The 23741-nt window shown below is 65.1% G+C and carries 20 protein-coding genes, 1 tRNA gene, 1 pseudogene and 1 CRISPR repeat array (1 of these 23 only partly in view); of the genes and pseudogenes, 7 read left to right on the forward strand and 15 right to left on the reverse strand.

Annotation, left to right across the window (positions count from 1 at the left end):
* A CRISPR array of direct repeats spans positions 1–2592; the repeat unit is 29 nt; unit sequence CGGTTCATCCCCGCGGGTGCGGGGAACGC (it extends 1342 nt beyond the left edge of the window).
* A gap of 59 nt (positions 2593–2651) precedes the next feature.
* The 8 genes from cas2e to cas3 all read right to left on the reverse strand — a co-directional run bounded on the left by cas2e (position 2652) and on the right by cas3 (position 10945).
* Positions 2652–2939 carry a type I-E CRISPR-associated endoribonuclease Cas2e gene (cas2e, locus tag HYN69_RS12305; protein WP_108435998.1) on the reverse strand — a complete coding sequence of 96 codons (288 nt, stop codon included), beginning with the start codon at positions 2937–2939 and terminating at the stop codon, positions 2652–2654.
* Positions 2936–3835: a type I-E CRISPR-associated endonuclease Cas1e gene (gene cas1e / locus HYN69_RS12310; protein WP_216824602.1), complete on the reverse strand. Its 900-nt coding sequence runs from the start codon at positions 3833–3835 to the stop codon at positions 2936–2938. The genes cas2e and cas1e overlap by 4 nt, the downstream gene beginning before the upstream one ends.
* A 44-nt stretch (positions 3836–3879) precedes the next feature.
* Positions 3880–4602: a type I-E CRISPR-associated protein Cas6/Cse3/CasE gene (cas6e, locus tag HYN69_RS12315; RefSeq protein ID WP_108436000.1), complete on the reverse strand. Its 723-nt coding sequence runs from the start codon at positions 4600–4602 to the stop codon at positions 3880–3882.
* Positions 4599–5288: a type I-E CRISPR-associated protein Cas5/CasD gene (cas5e, locus tag HYN69_RS12320; RefSeq protein WP_108436001.1), complete on the reverse strand. Its 690-nt coding sequence runs from the start codon at positions 5286–5288 to the stop codon at positions 4599–4601. The genes cas6e and cas5e overlap by 4 nt, the downstream gene beginning before the upstream one ends.
* Positions 5285–6376, reverse strand: a complete 1092-nt coding sequence (gene cas7e / locus HYN69_RS12325) for a type I-E CRISPR-associated protein Cas7/Cse4/CasC (protein WP_108436002.1) — start codon at positions 6374–6376, stop codon at positions 5285–5287. The genes cas5e and cas7e overlap by 4 nt, the downstream gene beginning before the upstream one ends.
* A complete protein-coding gene (casB, locus tag HYN69_RS12330; RefSeq protein ID WP_108436003.1) occupies positions 6376–6873 on the reverse strand; it encodes a type I-E CRISPR-associated protein Cse2/CasB in 498 nt (165 codons plus the stop codon). Before casB ends, cas7e begins: the two co-directional genes overlap by 1 nt.
* Positions 6870–8339, reverse strand: a complete 1470-nt coding sequence (casA, locus tag HYN69_RS12335; RefSeq protein ID WP_159082453.1) for a type I-E CRISPR-associated protein Cse1/CasA — start codon at positions 8337–8339, stop codon at positions 6870–6872. Before casA ends, casB begins: the two co-directional genes overlap by 4 nt.
* 155 nt (positions 8340–8494) lie before the next feature.
* Entirely contained in the window at positions 8495–10945 is a 2451-nt protein-coding gene (gene cas3, locus HYN69_RS12340; RefSeq protein WP_230426397.1) for a CRISPR-associated helicase Cas3', read from the reverse strand.
* A 427-nt stretch (positions 10946–11372) separates the two neighbouring features.
* On the opposite strand from cas3, the gene HYN69_RS12345 reads away from it, so the two are divergent.
* Together HYN69_RS12345 and HYN69_RS21215 are read left to right on the forward strand one after the other, a co-directional pair.
* Positions 11373–11558, forward strand: coding sequence for a hypothetical protein (locus tag HYN69_RS12345; protein ID WP_159082455.1), 186 nt, complete (start codon positions 11373–11375; stop codon positions 11556–11558).
* Between the two features lie 662 nt (positions 11559–12220).
* The gene (locus tag HYN69_RS21215) at positions 12221–12601 is read left to right on the forward strand and encodes a hypothetical protein (protein WP_216824603.1); all 381 of its coding nucleotides are present in this window, start codon (positions 12221–12223) and stop codon (positions 12599–12601) included.
* A 139-nt stretch (positions 12602–12740) separates the two neighbouring features.
* Here HYN69_RS21215 and HYN69_RS12355 read toward each other — a convergent pair whose 3' ends face one another.
* The 4 genes from HYN69_RS12355 to HYN69_RS12370 all read right to left on the reverse strand — a co-directional run bounded on the left by HYN69_RS12355 (position 12741) and on the right by HYN69_RS12370 (position 17059).
* Positions 12741–13670 carry a Csu type fimbrial protein gene (locus HYN69_RS12355; RefSeq protein WP_108436006.1) on the reverse strand — a complete coding sequence of 310 codons (930 nt, stop codon included), beginning with the start codon at positions 13668–13670 and terminating at the stop codon, positions 12741–12743.
* The gene (locus HYN69_RS12360) at positions 13667–16027 is read right to left on the reverse strand and encodes a fimbria/pilus outer membrane usher protein (RefSeq protein ID WP_108436007.1); all 2361 of its coding nucleotides are present in this window, start codon (positions 16025–16027) and stop codon (positions 13667–13669) included. The genes HYN69_RS12355 and HYN69_RS12360 overlap by 4 nt, the downstream gene beginning before the upstream one ends.
* 115 nt (positions 16028–16142) lie before the next feature.
* Complete coding sequence (locus HYN69_RS12365) at positions 16143–16574, reverse strand: fimbrial biogenesis chaperone (protein WP_159082456.1); 432 nt, start codon at positions 16572–16574, stop codon at positions 16143–16145.
* Complete coding sequence (locus HYN69_RS12370; protein WP_108436009.1) at positions 16571–17059, reverse strand: spore coat protein U domain-containing protein; 489 nt, start codon at positions 17057–17059, stop codon at positions 16571–16573. The genes HYN69_RS12365 and HYN69_RS12370 overlap by 4 nt, the downstream gene beginning before the upstream one ends.
* 389 nt (positions 17060–17448) lie before the next feature.
* On the opposite strand from HYN69_RS12370, the gene HYN69_RS12375 reads away from it, so the two are divergent.
* Positions 17449–17766 carry an MmcQ/YjbR family DNA-binding protein gene (locus HYN69_RS12375; RefSeq protein ID WP_108436010.1) on the forward strand — a complete coding sequence of 106 codons (318 nt, stop codon included), beginning with the start codon at positions 17449–17451 and terminating at the stop codon, positions 17764–17766.
* Here the strand turns inward: HYN69_RS12375 and rlmB are convergent.
* Positions 17763–18539: a 23S rRNA (guanosine(2251)-2'-O)-methyltransferase RlmB gene (gene rlmB, locus HYN69_RS12380; protein ID WP_108436011.1), complete on the reverse strand. Its 777-nt coding sequence runs from the start codon at positions 18537–18539 to the stop codon at positions 17763–17765. The genes HYN69_RS12375 and rlmB overlap by 4 nt on opposite strands.
* 1163 nt (positions 18540–19702) lie before the next feature.
* Between rlmB and HYN69_RS20605 the strand changes: the two genes are divergently transcribed.
* From HYN69_RS20605 to HYN69_RS12390, 3 genes and pseudogenes are all read left to right on the forward strand, one after another.
* A tRNA-Tyr gene (locus tag HYN69_RS20605) sits at positions 19703–19786 on the forward strand.
* A gap of 26 nt (positions 19787–19812) precedes the next feature.
* Positions 19813–20607, forward strand: a complete 795-nt coding sequence (locus HYN69_RS12385) for a dimethylarginine dimethylaminohydrolase family protein (RefSeq protein ID WP_108436012.1) — start codon at positions 19813–19815, stop codon at positions 20605–20607.
* Positions 20608–20613: 6 nt separating this feature from the next.
* Positions 20614–21587, forward strand: a pseudogene (locus HYN69_RS12390) (hypothetical protein).
* 165 nt (positions 21588–21752) lie between these two features.
* On the opposite strand, the gene HYN69_RS12395 reads toward HYN69_RS12390, so the two are convergent.
* Positions 21753–22367, reverse strand: a complete 615-nt coding sequence (locus HYN69_RS12395; protein WP_108436013.1) for a LysE family translocator — start codon at positions 22365–22367, stop codon at positions 21753–21755.
* A 137-nt stretch (positions 22368–22504) separates the two neighbouring features.
* On the opposite strand from HYN69_RS12395, the gene HYN69_RS12400 reads away from it, so the two are divergent.
* A complete protein-coding gene (locus HYN69_RS12400; protein WP_108436014.1) occupies positions 22505–22957 on the forward strand; it encodes an Lrp/AsnC family transcriptional regulator in 453 nt (150 codons plus the stop codon).
* A 253-nt stretch (positions 22958–23210) separates the two neighbouring features.
* On the opposite strand, the gene HYN69_RS12405 is transcribed toward HYN69_RS12400, so the two are convergent.
* Complete coding sequence (locus HYN69_RS12405; RefSeq protein ID WP_108436015.1) at positions 23211–23624, reverse strand: VOC family protein; 414 nt, start codon at positions 23622–23624, stop codon at positions 23211–23213.
* Positions 23625–23741: the final 117 nt, after the last annotated feature.

Consider the following 23741-nt stretch of genomic DNA (forward strand, 5'->3'; position numbering starts at 1 on the left):
CGGTTCATCCCCGCGGGTGCGGGGAACGCGGCGGGAACGGCATCGCCGCCCCCGCCCATGGCGGTTCATCCCCGCGGGTGCGGGGAACGCTTATCCCGAACGGCTTTGTCCGCCGCCGTTTCCGGTTCATCCCCGCGGGTGCGGGGAACGCGAGACCGGGCACCATGCGCTTGAGATCAAGACCGGTTCATCCCCGCGGGTGCGGGGAACGCGCCACGTTCACACTCGAGCTAAAGGCCGTCACCGGTTCATCCCCGCGGGTGCGGGGAACGCCGTCCGGCCATGGCGTCTACCGCGGTGGCGATCGGTTCATCCCCGCGGGTGCGGGGAACGCAAGTGGCTGCCGATGCGCCGGCAAGCCCCCGGCGGTTCATCCCCGCGGGTGCGGGGAACGCAATTGAGAGAGTTGAGATTGCCGAGCCTGAATCGGTTCATCCCCGCGGGTGCGGGGAACGCGTGCGGCCACAAGCCCCAATCAAGACGAATTTCCGGTTCATCCCCGCGGGTGCGGGGAACGCATCTGGGCGCTGGCGATGAACAGCACGGCGTCCGGTTCATCCCCGCGGGTGCGGGGAACGCTTGGGATTGAAGCGTTTACGGAGCAGATCAGGCGGTTCATCCCCGCGGGTGCGGGGAACGCGGCGATGCCGACCAGTTGACGACCATGCGGGCCGGTTCATCCCCGCGGGTGCGGGGAACGCGGCGGCTTCGGCTTCGGTTGCGTTCGCCTTGGCGGTTCATCCCCGCGGGTGCGGGGAACGCGTGCCGGAAATCACCTGGTCGATCGACGGGTCCGGTTCATCCCCGCGGGTGCGGGGAACGCATGGGACACTGGGCGTTCTGCGCCCCAGTGGACGGTTCATCCCCGCGGGTGCGGGGAACGCGCCGTTGCCGAAGCCATGGCCAAGGCCAAGGCCGGTTCATCCCCGCGGGTGCGGGGAACGCGCGTGGAGGGTCTGAGATGTCATTCCTTGCCCCGGTTCATCCCCGCGGGTGCGGGGAACGCGTCCGAAGCCCTACCTCGATTGCCGAGGTCAACGGTTCATCCCCGCGGGTGCGGGGAACGCAGGCCGCACGTCCGGCCATCGCGCTCAGCAGGCGGTTCATCCCCGCGGGTGCGGGGAACGCCGCCTCGCCCGCGTTCACATCAGGACGATAGGCGGTTCATCCCCGCGGGTGCGGGGAACGCCAGCGCGATGATCGTCAGACCCAGATCGACACCGGTTCATCCCCGCGGGTGCGGGGAACGCTCCTCAGCCTCGCCGTGCGTGGCTGCGCGGTCCGGTTCATCCCCGCGGGTGCGGGGAACGCTATCACTACGAGCACGATGTCGAGATCGAATTCGGTTCATCCCCGCGGGTGCGGGGAACGCCAGGCATCAGCGCCACGGTCGCTTGCGTGTCGCGGTTCATCCCCGCGGGTGCGGGGAACGCGCGGTGCGCGCCAGCACGATGATATCGGCCTCCGGTTCATCCCCGCGGGTGCGGGGAACGCCGGCAACCCGTCATCGATCCCCAGCGCAAGTCCGGTTCATCCCCGCGGGTGCGGGGAACGCCATCCAGCGCACGGGAGACGCGAGCCGCATTGCGGTTCATCCCCGCGGGTGCGGGGAACGCTGGCTCTGGCCGGAAATGTTCGGCGACAAGGCCGGTTCATCCCCGCGGGTGCGGGGAACGCGCCGAAAGAGAACATCGAGGCGTTGCTGACGTCGGTTCATCCCCGCGGGTGCGGGGAACGCGGCGATTCCGACAGGGTCACCGCGACCAGCGCCGGTTCATCCCCGCGGGTGCGGGGAACGCCAGGATAGATCAACGCCGGCAGCGCAGGCTGCCGGTTCATCCCCGCGGGTGCGGGGAACGCACATCCCCGACCGACGCATCCCAGCACGACAGCGGTTCATCCCCGCGGGTGCGGGGAACGCCTCAGCACCACCAGGCGCGACAGATCCTGCGACGGTTCATCCCCGCGGGTGCGGGGAACGCACGATCGTCAACCATAGCGCATCGACCGCCAGCGGTTCATCCCCGCGGGTGCGGGGAACGCCGCTTACCCGGTCCAGAAGTTCAACGATGATGCGGTTCATCCCCGCGGGTGCGGGGAACGCTCGGGCGAGTTGTTGTCGGCGACGAAATCAACCGGTTCATCCCCGCGGGTGCGGGGAACGCATCGCGGCCTTGGTCTGGTCGAAGCGGTGCCTCGGTTCATCCCCGCGGGTGCGGGGAACGCCCGCTGGGGTGTGTGGCAATGAACCTGCCCTGCGGTTCATCCCCGCGGGTGCGGGGAACGCTCGGCGAATGGCTGAAGGCCAACGCCGCCGCCCGGTTCATCCCCGCGGGTGCGGGGAACGCCGTGATCTCGATCAGGCAGTTGGCGGTAATCTCGGTTCATCCCCGCGGGTGCGGGGAACGCGGCGCGCCTCGATCATCAGACCAGCACCCAATCGGTTCATCCCCGCGGGTGCGGGGAACGCACATCCCCGACCGACGCATCCCAGCACGACAGCGGTTCATCCCCGCGGGTGCGGGGAACGCTTTCAGCGGCCGGATCAGATCGCCGTTATAGGCGGTTCATCCCCGCGGGTGCGGGGAACGCTCTTCGTGTAGGGCATTGATGCACCACGGTTTTCACGATGTCAAAGAGCGCACCGATTTTCAGGCCGGTTTTTCCGGGAAGAAGCTGACCAGTTTCAGCCCGTCGAAATCCACCGGCATCCGGCGGTTTCTGCCGCAGGTTGCGAAGTCGAAGCCTTGGTCGGTGGGCGCTTTCCAGACCATCACGGCGTCGCCTTGCTCGATATAGGCTGTCACCTGCCCCCAGATCCGTTCGCGCGTGCGTGCGCTGTAGTCGCCGACATAGACGCCGGCCCGCACCTCCAGAAGCCATGCGGCCAGTCGTCCGCGCAGTCGGGGCGGGGCGTTGGCGGTGACGATGACCATCATCCTCGCATCCCCTCGTCTCCTGATGGTGGCGCGTCGGCGAAGGCCACGGGCATCGCCTCGGGCGGTGGATCGGGGCGAGGGAGTTCGCCCGCCTCGAGCACATCTTCGATGCCGGGAATGATCTTTTGCAACAGCCCCGTGCGACGAAAGGCGTCACGGCAGGCCAGACGGACGGCACGATCTGGCGATGTCTCGAGCCTGCCCTTGGCCGCAAGCCCCGCGATACGGAACGCTTCGGGCACGACGGTGGACAGTTTCCACAGATCGGCGATGTCGTAGACAAACGAAAGCGGTTTGCCGGTATGCAGGAAACCGATTGCCGGGGCATAGCCTGCGGCAAGCACGGCGGCTTCGGTCAGCCCGTGAAGGCAGGCGGTTCCGGCCGAGAGGCAACGGTTCGGAATGTCGCCCGCCTCCCAATCTGCGACATCATAGGACCGGCGCTTCCAGTCCACGCCGTGCTGCTTTGCCAAAAGAGCGTAGCTTTCGCGGACGCGCACGCCCTCGATCCCGCGCAACTGGTCGATGGACCGGCGCTGCGGGGCGTCTTCGCCGAAGCGCAGGGCATACATCTTTCGCACCACGCGCAGGCGGGCGGCATCGTCGAGCGCGATCTTGGCCTGCCAGAGCAAGCGGTCTGCGCGGGCCCCGCCGGGTTGTCCGGCCGAATAAAGACGCACGCCGCCCTCACCCACCCAAGTGATCAAGGTGCCGACCCGCGCGGCAAGGGCAATGGCGGCGTGGCTGATGCGTGCGCCGGGTTCCAGCATGATCCCTGCCAGACCGCCGACAGGAATCTGCGTCCGGGTGCCATCGGCATTCACCGCGACGAAGGCACCATCCTGGATATCCAGTTGCGCCCGCTCGACGAAGACCAGCGAGGCGCGGTCCTTCATCGGGATAGGCCGGGGCGGCGGCAAACCGGGGACATTGCCCCCGCTCATGCGCGCCGGATCAACATCAGGCCGCAGCCGTAAGACTTGGCTCGGCCAAACCCCTGCATCACGCAGTCGAGGAACAGGGCGGGGTCCGCGACTTCGAGACGTCCGGAGAGATCGAGGATGCCGAACTGCGGCTTCTTCTTCGGGTTCCGGTTTCCGGGCAAGGCGACGGTGGAGTAATCGGCAACTTCGGCACCGATCAGACGGAAACCTGAACGCGCGCCGAGGCCGGACAGCCAGTCGGTCGCGGCGGCCTGCGCCAGCTCCATTCTTTGCTCGGGGCGGGCGCTGCGCTCGCCTTTGGGCAGGTTCGACTGGCCGGTGACCCCATTCAGACGGTCCATCACCAGATCGATATGGCGTTTTTGTTCTTTGCCCGTTGCGGAAACTGTCCCCTTCTTTTCCGTCCGCGTGGCGTTGGCGCGTAGCGCGAAGGTCAACCGATCACCCTGCCCCAGCGCGGGAGCGAAGGGCTTGACCTCGGGCCGTTCGAACAGCTCCGACTCCTGCGGCGGACGGGCCGAAAGGGTCAGGAACACCCCCTCGCCTTCCGCGCGCCAAAGAAAATCGCGCTGCCGGTCCGGGCCGTCGGTGAAGACCGCCCAGAGCAGACGGTGGTGGGCATCCAACCGACGCCCATGGTCTTCGGGATTCAAGAGCGCCCCGAGCGCGCGGGCCGAGGGCGACCGCGACAGTTTCAGGCGCGAGAGATAGAGCGTCATGCGCCGCCCTCCGGCCGGATGTCGACGGTGTGGAAAGCCACCCGGCGCGGGGCGAAATGCCAAAGCTGACGATCCCGCGGCGCATCGTGACGCAGCTCGACATGCCCGCCTGTGCCGTCATCGTCGGTGATGAAGCGGGTGGCGCTGCGGCCCGCGAACCACGGCGGCAGGATCATCTTGGTCAACGCGGCCTCGGGTCCGTCAGCCAAGACCACCCGCGCACCCGGCGGGGCGGACAAGGGGCAGGATTTCCGGCCAAGATAGAGCGTGAACTGCGGGGAATTGAGCGCAGTGCAAAGCGTCTCCAAGGGGCCACCCCAGACGGCAACACCGTAAAGCACGCCCACGCGGTAATCACGAAGGGTGATCGTCGTGTTGTTTCGCAAAGGGTCTGCGCGCAGCGCCTGCGGGCGCGAGTTGGGGCGTTTCGCAACGGCGGTCGGGATTGTTTCGACCGTATGATAATCCCGCAAGCCTGCACCCTGTTCGAAGACAGCCACCCCGATCGACACCGCGTCGAGCGCCGAGAAATCATCTTCGCGCCTCAGGCCAAGTGCCGCCCCCATCAGCCCGAGGATGGCCGACCGTCCGGGCCAGAGCAGCGATCCGCGCCGTTCATGGCCTGCCAGGTCGCCCATCGCCGCCATGGTGGCGGCAAGGGTAAAGACAAGATGCGGCTGCATCATGCCACCGCGCCTTCGGCAAAGGCCACGATCTCGGCCAAGGTGCCCTCACCCGTCAGGGCGTTCAGGATGCGGTAATCTTCGGCCGCACCGGCGTGATAGCATTTGTCGAGGTTTGCGACGGTGCCGTCCATGGCACGGATCGACGCCGTTTGCAGGTCATTCGCGCCCAGATCGCGCAAGCGGGCATCGACAGGCGTGAAGAAGGCCCCCGAAAGATCGCGCGGGGCACGCGGGCCGCGTTCGGCGCGCATGTAATAGGCCATCGGATGGTGGGCATGGCTGTTCTGCTTGCCACGCGGCGTGGTCACCGGCAGGGCTGACGCCAGCGCCGCCATCGCCTTCTTCGCCAAGGCTTTGTCACCGTTCAGGTTTGCGGTCAGCAGATCGACATTCACACATATGTATTGGTAATAGATGCCTGATCCGAAGCCATGTTCCCCCAGATGCCCCGCACCGGTGTCTTCGGCCTTGTTCAAGTCATCGACGGCTGAATACCAATCTTCTTCGGCCTGCGCGCGATGAGTGGTAATGGCATGGGCGACCTGCACCGCTGCTTCGCGGTTGAATTCAGGGTCATCAGCCAGCATCCGCCCGAACATGGCAATGTCAACCGCCCCGTCCGCCTTGCGAAGCACGAGTTTCTTGAGGTCTTTGTCCTTGGGCAAATCCTCTCCCGCCGCTGCCTTGGCGGCAAGGTCATGGGCCAGCGCCCATTCATCGGGCGAGATGAAGGCAAGGGTCGTCGCCACAGTCTTGGCATCGACAGCCTTTTTGTCGGGTGTGTCCAGCTTACCGAAAATCACCGCAACCTGATCTGCGGCCTTCTGGGCTTCTGCCAAAGCAACGCCATCTGCCACAAGTCCTTCCACCAGCTTTTCATGCAGGCGCTTGGTGCGGGTGCCTGCATGATCCGCCAGGTCCAGCGCGAAGAAACTGCTTTCGCGCAGCGCCCGCTTGAGCGATTGCGACGACATCCGCAGGCGGGGTGAGCCGCCCACCATCGCCTGTTTCGGGCGGCCCTGATCGTCACGGTTGGGGTTGGAGGGGCCATAGGCCGTCAGCAGGTGGAATTGCACAAAGGTTGTCATCACTCGGACTCCGTCTTTTCGGTTTGCGGGGCATTTTCCCCGAAATAGTTGAAACACCAGGCCATGCGCGTCTTGTCGTCCCAGCGCAGGATGTCCTGCCCCAGTGCCGCGACGTTGCAGCGACCGTCCGCCATGCCGATGGCACGGCGCAGGGCGTCGCACAGTTCATCCCCCTCGGCCCGCATCAGGCGTTGGAACCGCAAGGTAGACAGGGCGGGTTCCGGCCCGCCCAGTCGTTTTGCCAGAGGCTCTGAGCCATGCTCGCGCACCTCGGCCAAAAGCCGCACCAGGAGAGACAGGCGTTCAGCGTCCCGCGCCCTCAGGCCGAGCAGGGACGCGAGGTTATGCACGGCGGGTTCTGCAAGCGCGCTGGCCGGTGTCGCCCGCCGCAACCGCGCCGCCAGCCCCCGCGCCGCGCCCGATGCGCGATCGGCCACGGCAATCGACCACCAGCCGAGGATGATCTGCCCCGGCGACTTGACTTCGGACCCACTCATGCTGCCTTGCCCTTTTTTGCCGGTTTTTCCATGCCAAGGCGGGTGAACAATTCCCCGCCCGCCTTGCCGTAACCCTTGAAGGTTACCCCGAGATAACCCCGTGCCTGAACCACGCGGGCGATCTGGTCGGTTTCGCGCTGGTCCAGCCCCTGCAACGCCAGATCGTCGAACTGGCTGAGGGCATGGCGCTGAAGGTGACCCAGCCATTGCACTGCCACTTCGGCAGGTGCCGAGCCGGACTTCAACGCGTCAAAGCAGGTCAGAAAGTCGGCTTCCGTTCGAAGGTAGAATGCCTCGCGCTCTGCCTCGCGCGCCTCACCGCCCGCTAGAACCGGTTCCAACGCGCCGCGCAACGCCAAGGCGGCCTGTTCCGCAGCAAGGATCATGCCCTGCACCATCACCAATGCGACAGGCGGCAGATCGACGTAGGGTTGGGAGGACAGGGTGAAATCGCGGGCCTTCATGTTGTCCATCGCCCAACCGGCAACCAGCACGGAGACCTGCGCCCTGCGATCCCGGCTTTGCCACGCCGTCAGACAAGCCGCGCAGTCGCGCAGGCCATCGGCCGATCCGGCAAGGATGCCGAGCCAATGGCGATAGCCGAAAAGACCGGCGCGGGGGTGGACGGGCAGCAGCTCTTCGCCCGCCTTCATGCGGTAATAGGGGGTCAAGGGGTGGACCCAGCCGCCGTAATTGGTGCCAAAGGGGCGCTGGACCACGCCCGTCACACCCGCGCCATCCGCCACGAGCCGCAGACGGCGCGGCATTCCAAAGAACGCCTCGACCCCGAAACTTCGCCCCTCGGGCGGATGGGTCACCGCGCCCTTGTCGGATACACGGGTCGCCCGCATCCACGGCAGATCTATCATCTGGCCGGGCACACCGTCGGGCACATTGGCCCAGACCATATCCCAAAGCCCGCGCCCCGGATCGACCAGCGTCACCAGCGGCCCGCCCCCCCGGATCGAGGTCCGGTTGCCTGCCCCGCCCGCCGGCGCATGGGCCTGAAAGGTGTAAAGCGCCATCGCGGCCAAGGCCGGATCGAGCGCGGTGTAACGGTCACGGTGGACCATCAGATCGGCATTGTTGCGGGCGGTATTGGTCCCAGCGCTGTCGATGAACAGCATGTCCGCGGGGTTCGCGTCTCCCTCCAGCGGATCAAGGTCTTGCAGGAACAGCGGCCCCTCGCCCAGCAGGTTGAAGGCGGGGGCATAGGCGGCCAGCCGAAGGCGCAGACGGGCCGGATCGGGTTTGCGGCGGTCGTCCCAGTCTTCGACATGGGCGGGCGGATCGGCCAGATAGACCAACCCGATCAGCAATTCCAGACAGGCAAGGTTCAAATCAGCCCGCGGCCAATCGGGCCGGATCACATCACTGTCGGCCATCTGCCACGGCGCGATCACACGGCGCGATCCGTCTTTCAGGATGACTGGAATCCAAGGATCGTCAATCAAGTTCAGGGACAAGCACACGTCCTCCACACAATCTATAGGTGCAAGAAACCAAGCTTGCGGCACTCTGTAAAGCGACTAAATATCCCGTCAGTGACAGATTCAGTCACCCTGCGGGGTGGTCAGGTCATTTTTTTCGCTGGGCATCACATTTCAGATTGATCTGCCCGTCAGGCGAACCGAAGCCCGAAACCCGCACTGTAGCTTAATCCGTCACAGATCGTGCCATCGTCCGCGACGGGGCAGATCGTGACGCTGTCGCGGCGCCAGTCCGGCCAATCTTTCTTGGCCGCCGCTATGGCGGGATGCGCCTGATCCGGCAAAGGCAGCGCATCCAGACGGGATTTGCGTGCCGAAACCTCGGCCATCGGCCATGATCCACCCCATGGTGTAACGCGACCGTCCCTTATCTGAGCAAGGGCAAGCGTGCGGCTCGCCTCACCAAGACGCGTCGGGTAATCGGCGTCTCGTCCATCCCCGCTGCCTTCGCGGTAGGACTTGCTCAGGTCGATCCGGTTTTGCCAAGCGTGCGACTTGTGGGCCATCGCCTTGCCCTCGGCCTCGCGGTCCGCCTTTTCAAGCGGCGATGGAACATCGGCGGCTTCGGGTCCGTGAACCGTCTCGATCAGGCCGCGCAAGCCTGACGGTGCGACGATCTGGCCCACGGAAAACAGGTGCTTGGCCGTGCGCCATTGCAGCCCCTGCGGATAGGTATAGGCGCCCTTGTCCAGCACCCGCATCAGCCATTGCCCATCGGTTACTTGGGCCGGATCGGGCGATAGGACGTGCAGCACGGGTGCTGGCACAGGACGCGCAACGGCGGGCCGTTGCGCCATGTGCCGCCACAGACGGCCCGCGCGCTGGATCAGCCCAGCCATGGGCGCAAGGTCGCTGACCATCACGTCAAAATCAAGGTCGAGGGAACTTTCCAGAATTTGCGTGCCGACAAGCACACGGCCCGCGCGTCCCTGTCCCGTCTTGCCGAACCGTGACAGGGTGGCCTGTTCGATCCGCTTTCGATCCGTCAAGGCAAAGCGCGCGTGCAGCAGGTCGGCTTCTATTCCTGCCGAACGCAATGCCTGAACCGCCGCAATGGCATCATCCACCGCGTTGCGGACCCAGACACAGGCCGCCCCGCCCCGCGCCAGATCGGTCAGCAGGGAAATTACCGCCCCGGCGTCGGGCAGGCGTTCCACACGAACCGGCCCCCTTGCCCCGGTTTCCTGAGGCAGATCCCGTCGCGCGGCACCGCCCGCAATCGCCAGGGCCGGATAGGCAGGGTCGTCCTCGCCGCCGCCGTATGTCGCCATCAGCTTTTTGCGCAACGCCAAGGGAAGCGTGGCCGTCAGCAGGATCGCCGATCCCCCCGCCTGCCGGTGCAGGTGCAAAAGCCGCTCCAGCACCTCGGCGATGTAGGGTTCGCCGAGTTCGTGGACCTCATCGACGATCAGAATCTTCGAGGACAGGGCGAAATGGCGCAGGGTGTGGAACTTGGTCGGCAAAGCCGCCAGCAGGGCCTGATCGATGGTGCCGACCCCGACATCGCCCAGCAGCGCCTTTCGCCGCCCATCGGCCAGCCAAGCCGTGCAAGACGGGTCTTCCGGCGCGTTTTCCTGCGCGTCGATCAGATCACGAAATTCATCCGACAGCCCTGCCTTGCCATGCGCGAGCGTCAGCATCGGCGGGGCGTCGAACAAGCGGCCGATGACGCCCTCATGTTTCAGCCGGTTGAACATCGCGTCCGATGTGGCCGTGGTGGGCAGGGCCACGAACAGCCCGCGCCCCTTGCCCGCGCAAAGCATACGCTGTGCGAGGATCAGCGCCGCCTCGGTCTTGCCCGCGCCGGTTTCATCTTCGATGACCGCAAGCATCGGCCCATCCGGCAAGGATATCTCAGCACATGCCGATTGCATCGGCCGCAGGTCGAACCCGAACAGCCGATCAGCTTTTGGCCCGACTCCGGCAAGACCGGCCTTTTGCACGGCAACCCCAGCTTTTGCACGCGCCCGTGTCAGGTATTGGGCCAAGGGCATCACGCTTCCCTCGGCAGGAAACCAATCGGGGTTCGATCCGACCCAATCCGCCGCCGACACCAGCCCGGGCAGCCACCACGACAGCGCCAACGCCTCTTCGCGCGAGACCGCCTCCAATGACGCCACAGGCCAAAGGTCAAGAAAGGCCGCAATGACGGCGCGCGCATCACGAACGGCCTCGGCGCCGGTTACCGAAAGCACATGATCGTCGTTGCCGGTCCATTTCGACGGTTGGCCATGATGCCCCGCCACCGCCGCGTAGAGTGGTTCGCGTCGCAACCGTTTCGATCCAAGGCGTCCGGCCAGAACATCGTCATGCGCGTTCAACAGGACTTCGGTCACACACCAATGCGAATTCGACTGGTAAGGCTGCCCCCGCAGCATCTTGCGAAACTGATCGTTCACCTTGCCCAGATCGTGCAACGCGGTCAGCAGCACAAGCGCATCACGCAGAGCGGCGTTGAAACCGAAGCGGGCAATCAGGATTTCGGCCACAGCGGCCACGTCAAGCATGTGGTAGACGGCAGAGTGTTCGGGATCGTTAGGGGTCGCGGGGCTTTTGCCCGGCCATGACAGGAGTTTTTCCAATAACAGACACCTCATTCACAAAAGGCTTGCGGCACGCAAGCGCGCACCCCTGTCATGCCTGCCGATATTCCAAACGTGACCGTCGTTCAGTGGTGCCCTTTAGTCAAACCACACTTCGAAGAATGCTTGATCAAAATACCGCAAGGATTGCCGACGCTATAGAAAGCCGTCCTTTCCTTCGACCTGCAGTCTACCGCGAACCGGTAATCTCGCGGTAGAACGCCTCATGCACCCATGCGATGAAGGCGGCGTCAGTTGGCGACGCGAGGCGATCCTCGCGATATCTCCAGTAGATCTCGCGCTGCACGATGACTTGCGCCCGAGCTTCTAGTGCAAAGGCGCGCGTTTCTTCAGCATGTTCTGCTCCTGCCAGCGACGCCTAGACGTAGCGCGGGCGAATGTTATGCCCTTAGATCGGGTTCGCGTAGTGACACTTCATGACGCGGAAGAGGTCCACCAACTCGGTGACGCTGTCTGGATGGAGACCACGGCCGAGAGCATCAGCCGCGCGTTGCTGCTCGACCGCAAGGTCAGCAAGCTTCGCCGGAACCCGTTCTTCGAACAGGCACGGCTCGATGCGTCCGGGTGTTTCGATCCCTTTATCGATACTTAATCTCCTCTAAATCGCTGATCTTTAAATGAAAAACGTGCTGAAACGAAGGAAATCATCGATATCTTGTTTCGATCTTCGTGCCCGCACCTGACTGACACCAGCTCGACAAAGCGAAGCTTCCGAAATCAAGCGCCGAAACAGTATCGAAACTGCGTTGACGACAGCGCCTTCCCCCGTAATTCTGCGGCACAACAGCCAATTACGGTGAAGTTTCTTGCTCAGATTAACGTCCGTCACAATGTTACAAAACCACACCTAAGTTATTGATTTGTTTGATGTATGATGGAATTCAATCCTCTCTTGCAGCACCATAAAACCCCTTGATTTCATATAAGCATTTGGTCCTAATGGATTTGTGCCGCCCCCACTAGTGCATATGGGTGGTGCAGATGAGACATGCCATGCCTAATCCTGAACCGATCAACGGGACGTACTACCTGCGTCTCCATGTCCCCCGCGACATTGCAAAGGTAGCGTCGTAGACGATGCCGAAGACCGTCAGGGCGGGCTAGGTTGTGCGACCTGCGCTGCGGATCGGGGTCATGCGATGGCCTTCGATCGGCCAGTCAAAGGTGGTGTTCGTGACGGGTGCCAATGCGATGCGCGGGCATGTCGCGCAGCGACGGGGCTGGGTGCGCTGGATGCCATGACAAGGCTGCACGATGCAAAAAGAGCTTTCGCGCATCTGGCGCGATGAAGGCGTGACGATGATCCTTGTCTCCCATGACCTCGAGGAAGCGATCTTTCCTGCCGACAGAGTGCTGGTCATGTCGAAGGATTCGCTGGATGCGCCAAGCCTCATCGAGATCGGGCCAAGCCGTCCGCGCGACCGCAGCACAGCGGATTTCGTGGCCCTGCGGCCAAGGCTGGTGGCCGAGTTCGGGCTGCCACGAGGACGTGGCGGCGCGTGTAGAAGGTCGCCAGACCTGTTGCAACGGATGAACCGCATTCGTTCGGGAACGGCGCGTTGCGAGCGGCCGATACCGCCGCTACGTGCCAAGTCGGTCAACAGCCAGGTGCGAGCCAGACACTGCAGCCTCTGACCGACAAAGACCCAACGATGAACGGTTCAGGCGGTATCCGCCGCGCCGCCTGCCCAAAGCTTGCGTGCCAACCAGATACAAAAAGGGTAAATGCGCTCTGGAGAATGGCCACCAGCGGTAATTTCGCGCTCCTCAAGGTTCAATAGGCAATGACGATCACGACTGTATCGGCATATTGCCCCGTCACCGCACGCTGACCGCCAAACACGCGACCATAGATCGTCAGGGGTTCGGTTGTCCCGGTTCCGGCACCTATCGCAGTCGAACCGGCAGCCAGCGTCCATGGTGCCGACATTCCGGCGTCGTGAAACAGCCCATAGGCCAACCCGCCCGCTCCGCTGGTCATCATGCGGCCAGTGGCGGTCGACGACTGGCCGCCGTCCAGACCGATGCTGTAGCCTACGCCATTCGTGCAGGACACCGAAAGCATCGCCGCACTGTCGATGGGGTCGTTGATCGTTCCGGTCGACAGGCCAAAGTCCATCGGGCTTGCAAAGACCGTGCAGCTGGCCGTAACCGTGGCGCTGACCGTGAAGCCGTTTACGTCGCCTGCCTGTGTGCATCCGCCTTGGCCATAGGAAAAAGCGACATCCGCCGGACCCGTGAACCGGCTGACATAGTTGCCCGCAGTTGCCATCGCACCGCTGTCGGTGATTTCGGCATAGACAAGCGGGTCGACCGTTCCGGCCCCGGTGGCATCCAGCTCCAGATCGCGCTCCAGCCGGTCGATAAGCTGCCCCCCCGCCGAGGCTGCAGCACCCTGTGTCAACTGGTAGCCGAGCCTGTCCATCTGCGCCCCCTGCAAGAAGCGCGGCGACAGGCCGCTTGACCCCCCGCCACTGCCCGCGCCGATATGTAGGCAAGTCTGCACGGTGGCCCCCGGTTCGCCGCCCGAACAGGATACCAGCGCCGTACCGAAGGTGGTGTTGTCGAACCCGTCGCGCAACGAGACCTGCCCGAGGACCAGCGGGTCGATAGCGACGCTGCACAGCAAAGCCGCCTGTGCGGCTGCGGCACCGCACGAACACACCGCCACCACCGACGCGCCAAGATAGCCATGCACCGTCATTCGCACAGCACCGGATCGATCACGACCTGCTCTCCGTCGGGATCGGGCGCATAGGCAAAGCGCGCATGGCACGCACCGGATGCCGTCGTGGCGGTCAGGTCGTTTCGCGGTTTCAACCCCTCGATCCAGACCTCGCCATCATACCCGACCGGCACACTGTCCCCCCCGCGCAGGCTGACCGATGTTCCGACCGGCAGGAACGCACCCGCAGCGTCGCGCAGCACGACAAGGGCCGACATGTCCGTGCCGCCGCCAAAGGAAAGCGAAACGCCAGACTGCCGCATCGGCACGACATCCATCGCGGTCGCGTTTACCCAAGCCGTGGGCGGCAGGGTCAGCGGATCGATGGACAGCCGGTTTACCTGATAGGATCGCAGATCACCGACCAGCGCCTTGCCGTTGCGACCTGTGACGGCGACGGGCCGGTTGTTCAGGCTGACCGGAATGCCGGGTACCCCGACATCGACGATCGCAAGGCCATCGGCGATCCTGCGTGCCGCAAAGACGCCGCCGCCACCCAGAACGACGGACCCCGTCGCCGTACCCTTCGCCGAAACCGCGCTGTTTTGGTTCCGCAAGGTCAGCTCGCTGCGCGCGTAGCGTCCCTGATGCGTCACCCCGAAGGAAGCGCTTCTTGCCGACTGCCGGTCGTAAACCGCAAGACGATAGCCCAGATCTCCGACCTCCTGTCCGGCATGGCGCGACAGATTGGCCTGATTTTCCAGCCCCCGTGGCGTAAGTCCCGTCTGGATGTCCACGCGGCGATCCGCGCCAAAGGGGAAAGACAAACCGACCGTCAGACCGGAATTCGACCTGTCGGACAAATCGAGAAAGGTGTTGATCCGGACCGATCCCCCGTCAGACCCGATGGATCGCGCATAAGAGGCTGACAAGACTACGGCTTCCCCGGCCTGCCGTTTCGTCTGGACCAGTGAAAGGCTAGCAAAGCCCGTGCCGGACCCGAGCGGCACCGACAGCGAAAGCGCCCGCTCCAGATCGGCTGCGCGGTAGCCGGTCGGATCGTCTGTACCCCCCTGCCGTTCCGACAGATATGAGCCGAGGTCCAGAAATCCCCCTAAACGCCGCCGTTCGGTTGCGCGGATATCGACCCCGGCCACCCTTGTGCGCAGGGCCACGGCGACCAGTTGCCCGCCGGACAGGTCGGTCTGGCTTTGCGCGACCGACAGGCCCAGTTCGGCACGATCGAACACCGCCATATCCACCCCCGCCCCGACCAGCAAAAGATCAGACGCCGCTGCGACATGCCCCCCGACGGTCATCCAGTCGCTTATCCCGTAGCGCAGGCTGGCCGACCCGATGCGCTCGGACCCGTAATCGAGGTTCGTCCGGCCATAGTCCTCACGTGGAAAGCCGATTTGCAGCGCGTAATCCGCGACACCCTTTCGCAGCAGGTTCCGGGTGGAAAAGAACGGCACGCGGTTGACGTATTCCCGACCGGACGCGTCACGCAGCACAAAGACTGCCTCTCCCTGCGGTGTCACCATGGGCAGGTCGCCCAGCACGAAAGGCCCGGCATCGACCTTGCCCGACCAGGCCTTTACGTTGTTGACAAACACATCCAGCGCCGACGGCAACACCGCCACGCCGGAATAGGACAGTTGCGGATCGGTCAGAAACGACGGATCAAGCGAAAAGTCGCGCCGCACCTGAACCCCGGCCATCCGCAGCGCCGAACTCCAGCTTGGCCCAGCCGACACGAAATCTCCCAATGTCAGCATCAGCATCCGGCTGCGGGCGACATGGACAAAGCGCGTGTCATGGCGCGTCCATGCGACCCCGGCATCCGCATCCGCATCCGCATCCGCATCCGGCCTGCTGGCCGCCCCCGTGACCGACAAGACCCCGATTGGCGAATAGGCCCGCAACTCAAGACCGGCATAAAGCGAGCCGACGCGCATTCCCTCGGCGGCGATGTCGTCACCCAGACCGGCGGCGAGCTGGTAATTGAGCACCATTCCCCAGCCCGACCCGGCAACAGGCGCCTCTTGGGGCGGATGGGCCAAAAGCACACGCGGCACCAACATGGCCGTGGGCACGTCGATCTCTATGGTCTGGCGCGCCGCGTCATAGACCGGGGTCGTCAGCTCCGACAGACGGATCTGGCGTCCCATGCTTGCCGGAACCTCGATTCCGGCATCCGCCAGATCGGCACGCGAAGCCGACAACGCCCCGGTGGCCTTCACAAGCGTAAACGTGCAGATGACGCCCGTATCGCGGCCATTCAGCATAACCAGAAGCTCGAGCTGCTCGGTCTCCTCCATGCCTATGACCGTGCCGAAGGTCTCGTCAAACGACTGCGCTGCGACGGGGCGCGCACAGGATATGATGCCGATCATCACTGCAAACGCGGCCCGAGTCTGCCCTGCATACCTCCGGTCCAGCCATGCGATCACTTGATCTTTCTCCAAAAGAGGCCGCCGCAAAGCCTGCAGCGGCCCTTTGTTTCAAAGTTCAGGGCGCTCCACCAAAACAAAGCGGGACAGATTGGCGCACCGTGAAAGCCACTTGCGGTTCACTGCCTGCCGGCTTTGGCAGCTTGTCGATCAGCACGCGGTAACACTCCTCGCCACGCACCGGCTTCTTCGACTTTCGCACCAGCCGGATCGTGATTTCCTGATTGCCCTTCATCCGCATGGATGGCGGGCTTGCCGTGACATCCCGCGTCGGCTCAAGCTCGTTGCGGCCGTTCTCGTTATGCCATCGCATCACTCGAACCTGACCATCCGAAACCCCGGACCCGGACGACATCACCGTCAAAGTCGCGACGCGCTCTGTTGCCGGAACGCGCAATCGTGTCGGACTGACGCTGAATTCGTCTGCTGCCGCGACTGTGGCCGCTGCCAGCGTCAGGACCAGTACCATGCGGGCGATGAGGTGTCTCAATTGGTATAAGTCACCGTCATGACCACCGAATCCGAATAGCTGCCGATTGTCGCGCTTTCCGGAACCGTCGTGGTTGCAAAAAGCGCGGCCGAATACGTCGAGTCGGCATTGTCGGTCAACGGCATGCCCGTGTCGGTGACAATCGCCGTGGCCCCCGAGGTCAGGGTATAGGCAAGGAACTCGGCACCCGTCGACAGCTTCATCCGCCGCGGCACGACACCCGCCAAGGCATTGCTCCCCACCCCGATGGTGATCGTCGGAGCGGTCGACCCCGCATTACAGGTGACCGTGATCGTCGCCGGATCGCTTTGAATGGGCGTCCCGAAGGTATCGGTCGGAAAACTGAGTGTCCCCGAAGCAACCGTGCAGGTCTGAACAACATTCAGATTGACAGCCAAGGTGTTGGTGGCCGTGTCGGCGAAACTGGGCGAGACGAAAGCAAAAGCCACAAATATCCCCAAGGGGAAGCGCAATCGGACAGACATGTCGGTACTTTCTGTGCCAAGGGCGGGCTGCCCTCGCGGTATCGCAAAGAAATCGATGCGAGCGTCAGACGATGCGCCCTGTCACGGTCTATGTCAAACTTTGCGGCCCCCTACCGAGGAATGGATGCCGCTCTATGCTCCAAAGCATGTTCCGCGCATTTTTCGCATCACCAATCGATACTTCCGATCCTTCGGCCATCGAATGAGGCCGGAAACCCCTGCCTCGAACGGTCCGGTTTGCGGGGATCGGATCAGGCCCGAACCGCGCCACCATTCCCCAAAACGCCCGGCCCGCCCGGGCCCCGCGCATTTCGCGCGACCAGATCCGCCCGCCTGCGCTAGACTGCCCGCGAACCGCAAAGCCATCACATCCCGGCCAACAGCACGCCATGCCAGACCCCGCCACCTTCCGCACCCTCGCCCTCTCTTGCGAGGGCACGACCGAAGCCCTGCATTTCGACAGGCGCGCCTTTCGCCGGCGGGTCATCTTCGCCACATTGGCACCGGATGGCGCCTCGGCCAACCTGCGCCTCGCGCCAGACCAGCAAGCGCACTGGTGCAGCCTCTTGCCGCACGCCCTCCGACCCGTCCCGAACAACTGGGGCGCGCGCGGCTGGACAACGCTCGACCTCACCACACTCGACGCAGCCGAGGCCGCCCTTCTGCTCCGCCTCGCATGGCAAGGCGCAGGCGGCAAAAGCCCCTAGCGCACCGAAGCGGCGTAAAGCCCCACCGCCGCCGCGTTCGACACGTTCAGCGACCCGAACTCGCCCGCGAACGGTATCCGCGCCACCACATCACAGGTCTCGCGCGTGCGGTCGCGCAGGCCCGGCCCCTCGGCCCCCAGAACCAGCGCCACCGCACGGCTGCCCGCGCCCGCCAAGGCATCCGCCAGCTCGACCGTCCCGTCGCCGTCCAGCCCGATCAGCACATAGCCCATCTCGCGCAACTCGCCCATCGCATCGGCAAGGTTCGTGACCCGAAGATAGGGCTGCCGCTCCAGCGCCCCGCTCGCCGTCTTGGCAAGCGCCCCGGTTTCCGGTGCCGAATGGTGGCGCGGGGCAATCACCGCCCGCGCCCCGAACACCTCGGCCGACCGCAGCACGGCCCCCACGTTATGCGGATCGGTCACACGGTCCAGACAGACGACCAAAGGCTTGCCCGCCCCCGAAATCGCCACATCGGCCAGCTTGCCCCAGTTCAACGGCCGCGCCTCGAGTGCGGCACCCTGATGCACCGACCCCTCGTCGATCGGCACGTCGAAGCGGCGCGGATCGGCAATCTCCGGCTCCATGCCACTTTCGGCAATCGCCTCGGCCAGCCGGTCCGCCGCGTTGCGCGTGACGACCAGCCGCAGCTTTTCCCGCGCGGGGTTCACCAGCGCATCGCGCACCGCGTGAATGCCGAACAGCCAGACGGTTTCCCGCGCCTCGGCCCGCCGTCCGCGTTCCTTGTCCACCACCCATGTCGGTTTCTTCATCACACGGCCTCCGGCATAATCATCCCCCCTTCCATGCCCGCACCCGCCTCTCCGATGCAAGCCGCTTTTCCCGCGCAACGCCCCTGCCGCCCGCATCCCGCGCAGGCCGCCCCTCTCGCAAACCCGGACCCCAAGCTCCGCCCAAGCGCAGCGCAAGCCGCCTCGGCATCCTGCGCGCAACCCCGACCCCAAGGCCCAAACGCAAAGCGCATCCCTGCCCAACCCCACCGCCCGCGCCCGCTGCGAAAGCCCGCGCCGCCGCCCCGTCGCGAAAATCCGACCCCATCGCCCGACCAGAAAGCCAAACGCGCGCCGCCGGTCCGGCCCGTACCCCACCAGGCAGCCCCACTCGCAAACCCGTCTCCAGAACCGGATGACCGTCTCGAAAATCCACCCCGCCTCGGCATCCCTGCCCAACCCCACCGCCCGCGCGCGCCCCGAAAGCCCGCGCCGCCGGTCCGGCCCGTACCCCACCAGGCAGCCCCACTCGCAAACCCGTCTCCAGAACCGGATGACCGTCCCGAAAATCCACCCCGCCTCGGCATCCCTGCCCAACCCCACCGCCCGCGCCCGCCCTCGCGCTAGGCCTGACACCACACCCAAGCGCGCCCCACCCTCTCGCCCGCGCCATTTACGCAGGCCAATCTCCCAAAGCCCCGATCAAAGAAGCGATGCGCGCGCCCAGCGCCATCCGCGCCTCGCAAAGGCACCCGATTTACGAATCATACCCCCAAAGCCAGACACCCCACCCAAACGCAGCGCGCCCCGCCAAGCCGCCCTGGTTGCGGGCCGATTGCCCAAAGCCCAACGCAAAGCGCATCCCTGCCCAACCCCACCTCGCACAGCCGATCAGGCAGCTCCTCGCGCAAAGGCATTGCCAAAACCACACGCCCCTCCCGAAAGCCCCCGCCCCCACCCCCGCCCACCGCCTCGCACCCCGTCGCGGAAAGCCGACCCCACCGGCCACCCCGCCCCCTCGCAAGCCTGCCAAAGCGCCGCCCGTCCCGCCCTCGGCACCCGTCGCGCAGCCGCGACCCGAAAGCCCGACCGCAGACCGAAACGCGCCATCATCCCGCCCCGCCACCCCGCCCCGAAACCCGCCCGATTTCCCCGCTTTCCGCCTTGACGCCCCTTTCCCCCTCGGCTATCCCCCGCCTCGCGTCGGGCGACGAGCTGCAAGGTGCGGCAGCGGACTGTAACTCCGCCGGGGAGACCCACGCCTGGTTCGATTCCAGGGTCGCCCACCATCCCTTCCTCTGCTAGGGATGGTGGCATGACAACCGACGCATCCTTCCGCTTCACCCACGCCATCACCCGCCGCCCCGCGGCCAGCATCACGCATGGTCTGCGCGCCATCGACACCGGCACCCCCGACCTTGCCACGATGCAGGCCCACCACGCCGCCTACACCGCCGCACTGCGCGCCACCGGCGCCACTGTCATCGAACTTGCCCCCCTTGACCCCTACCCCGATTCACTCTTCGTCGAAGACACCGCCCTCTGCCTGCCGCAGGGCGCCATCCTCATGCGCCCCGGCGCCCCCACCCGCCTCGGCGAAGCCGCCGCGATGGAACCCCACCTCCGCGCGATCTACTCCACGGTGCACGTCATCGAAGCCCCCGCCACCATCGAGGGCGGCGACATCCTCGTCACGGGCCGCGAAATCCTCGTGGGCACCTCGGCCCGCACCAATGACGCAGGCATCGCAGCCCTGAACGCCATCACCGCGCGCTGGGGCTACAGCCTGCGCCGCGTGCAAACCCCGCCCGGCGTGCTGCATTTCAAGACCGACTGCGCCCTGCTCGACGCCACCACGATCCTGTCCACCGAACGCCTCGCCGCCTCGGGCTGCTTTGCGGGCTACGACCTCATCCACACCGCCCCGGGCGAAGAAGCCGCCGCCAACGTCATCCGCTTCAACGACACCGTCCTGATGCCCGCAGGCTTTCCCGCCACCAAAGACCGGCTGACCGCCGCAGGCTACCAGGTCACCGAAATCCCCAACACCGAATGCGCCAAACTCGACGGCGGCATGTCCTGCCTCTCGCTGCGCTTCACCCCGTCCTGAGTGTCCATGTTCAACATCATAGCCATCGCCCAATCGGGCCGCCTGCAATACGAAGCCATCCTGCTCGCCGCCTCGCTCCGCGCCAGCGACCCCGCCTTCAAGGGCCGCCTGATCTTCGCAACCCCCATGGCAGGCCCGCTCTGGGATCACGACCCAAGCGTCACCGACCCCGCCACCCTGTCCCTCCTCGCAGCCCTCGGCGCGGAAATCCTGCCCTTCACCAGCCGCCACTTCGGCAGCCTCTACCCCTATGGCAACAAGATCGAGGCCCTCGCCCTCCTCCCCGACGAACCCTTCCTGTTCCTTGACACCGACACGCTGGTCACGGCCCCGCTTTCCACCCTGCCTTTCGACTTCACCCGCCCCTCCGCCTCGATGAACCGCACAGGCACCTGGCCCACGCCTGAACTCTACGGCCCCGACCGAACCGAAATCTGGAAATCCCTCTATGACCGCTTCGGCCTCGACTTCGCCTCCAGCCTCGACCAAAGCCAACCCGACGACTACTGGCAGCGCTACCTCTATTTCAACGCAGGCTGGTTCTTCGCCGCCAGCCCCCGCGCCTTCGGGGCAACCTTCCTGAAATACGCCACCGAGATCGCAGCCAAACCCGGCCCCGCCCTCGCCTGTCAAAGCCTCGATCCGTGGCTCGACCAGATCGCCCTGCCCTTGGCGATCCACGCCCACGGCGGCGGACGCCCCGGCCCCGAACTCGCGCCGCTCGACAGCACGGCCACCTGCCACTGGCGCCTTTTGCCGCTGCTCTACGCCCGCGAATCCGACGCGGTGATCCGCCATGTCGAAACCATTGCAAACGCCCCGCCGATCAAGGCGGTGCTGCAAGCCTACCCCCCTTCAAACGCATGATCTACCAAGGCAAGGGCCACGAAGTCCGCGCCCTCTTCGACCGCAACGACCTGCCCCGCCGCGAACAGGCGATCCGCAACACCATCAAACGCTCAGGGTTGTGGGTGCGCTAGGCCACCAGACGCAGACAAAACCAAAAGCATGTGCCAAGGGACGCGCCCGAACCGCGGGGCGGGGGCACGTCTGCATGCGCCCGCCCCCCAATCAGACTCGGCGGGGCAGGTCGGGCGCGTCCCGATGCTCGGGGCATCGGGGCAATCCGCATCGTTCCCTCAGCCCTACCCCCGCAACACCGGCCAAACCACGGGCCAAAGCGACAGCACCAGCAGCCCCGCCATCGTCCAGTTGAACGCCCGAAGCCGCCGCGCATCGGTCAAAAACCGCGCCACCTCGCGCCCCAGCACCGTCCAGACCGAAACCGAAGGCAGGTTCACCGCCGCAAACACCACCGCCACCAGCGCCATGGCCCAAACCCTTTGTCCCCCGTCCACTTCGGGCGCATAGACCGATGTCGCCGTCAGCGCCATCGCCCAAGCCTTGGGGTTCACCCATTGAAACCCCGCCGCCTGAAGGAACGAAAACGGCACGCCCCCCGCCTTGCCCTCCTCCGGCGCCGCCGACCGCGCGATCCGTCCCGCCAGCCACAGCATATAGACCACCGCCGCCGCCTCGAGCACCCGCGCCAAAACGGGCACCGCCACGAACACCTCGCCAACCCCCATCCCCACCAGAAACACCATCAGCGCATGGCCAAGGCTGATCCCCAGCATATGCGGCACCGTCCGCCGAAAGCCGAAATTCGCCCCCGATGCCATCAGCATCATGTTGTTCGGCCCCGGCGTGACCGAGGTCACAAAGGCAAACCCCACCAGCGCCACCAGCGTCTCCTGCATCCCCTGCCCCTTCACCCTTGCCCAAATACTCATCTTGCATCCGCCCCGCCGCGCGCCGCAGGCCTGCACAATAACTGGCCTAGAAACCGCCCAATGAAATTGCAAACCTGCCGATTTTGGCGCATCATTCACAACAAATGACACAAATAGACGCTACAAACGCCCGCATATTGCGCGAACTCCAGCGCGATGGCCGCATCAGCAACCTCGATCTGGCCGACCGCATCGGCCTGTCGCCCTCGGCCTGCCTGCGCCGCGTGCAAGACCTCGAACGCCGCGGCGTGATCAGGGGCTACCGCGCCGTGCTCGATCCGGCCAAGACCGGCACCGGGTTCGTGGCCTATGTCACGGTCGGCCTCAACACCCACACCAAAGCCGCGCAAGAGGCCTTCGAACGCTCCGCCTCCCGCGCCGCCGAAGTGCGCGAATGCCACAACATCACCGGAACGGTCGAATACCTGCTCCGCGTCGAATGTGCCGACCTCGCCGCCTACAAGCATTGGCACACCGAGGTTCTGGGTGTTCTGCCGCAGGTCCAGTCCATCACCACCTATGTCGTGATGGGCAGCCCGAAAGACGACCGCGCCTGACACGGGGCCGCCCCCCGATCAGGCTCATGCCGCCCTGAAGGACGGCATGAGCCTGCGTGCCGACCCGTCAGAAAACCAGCACGCCCCGCGCCCCGATTTCACGCTTGCCCGTATATCCTCGGGGGAGGGGGGGGGGCGCGGGGGGCAGACGGCCCCCCGTTTCCGCAGCCGGCAGGAAGAAATCCCCAACAAACCCCTAACTGGCCGCGCAAAAAGCGTGCATCGGTTGTGCATTTAACTCCCCATCAACCACTCACTGTGCAAACACCCCCTCCATCGTCGGAAACCCCTTGAACTCCAAAGGGTTACCCGATGGATCGCGGAAAAACATGGTCCACTGCTCCCCCGCCTCGCCCTTGAACCTGACCGAAGGTTCCAGCTCGAAAACCACCCCCGATTTCCGCACCCGATCCGCCAAAGCCTCCCAGTCCGGCAACAGCAAAACCACCCCGAAATGCGGCATCGGCACCAGATGGTCGCCCACCTTTCCGGTACGCTCGTTGGCAAAGGGCAGGCCCAGATGCAGGCTCAACTGATGCCCGAAAAAGTCGAAATCCACCCATGTCGCCGCCGATCGCCCCTCGGAACACCCCAGAATCGCACCATAAAATCTCCGCGCCTCGTCAAGGTCGCGCACATGCAGCGCAAGGTGGAACGGCGTCAGCATCGTCTCTCTCCCATGGTTTCAGCCAAGCTACACCTGCCAGAGACGCCGACAAGAGTAACCCGTACTCCCGCCCCGCCTCGCCACGAATGCGCCCGTCTTTTCAGGCACATCCCCCTT

It is taken from the genome of Gemmobacter aquarius (genome assembly GCF_003060865.1).
GTDB classification, from domain to species: domain Bacteria; phylum Pseudomonadota; class Alphaproteobacteria; order Rhodobacterales; family Rhodobacteraceae; genus Paragemmobacter; species Paragemmobacter aquarius.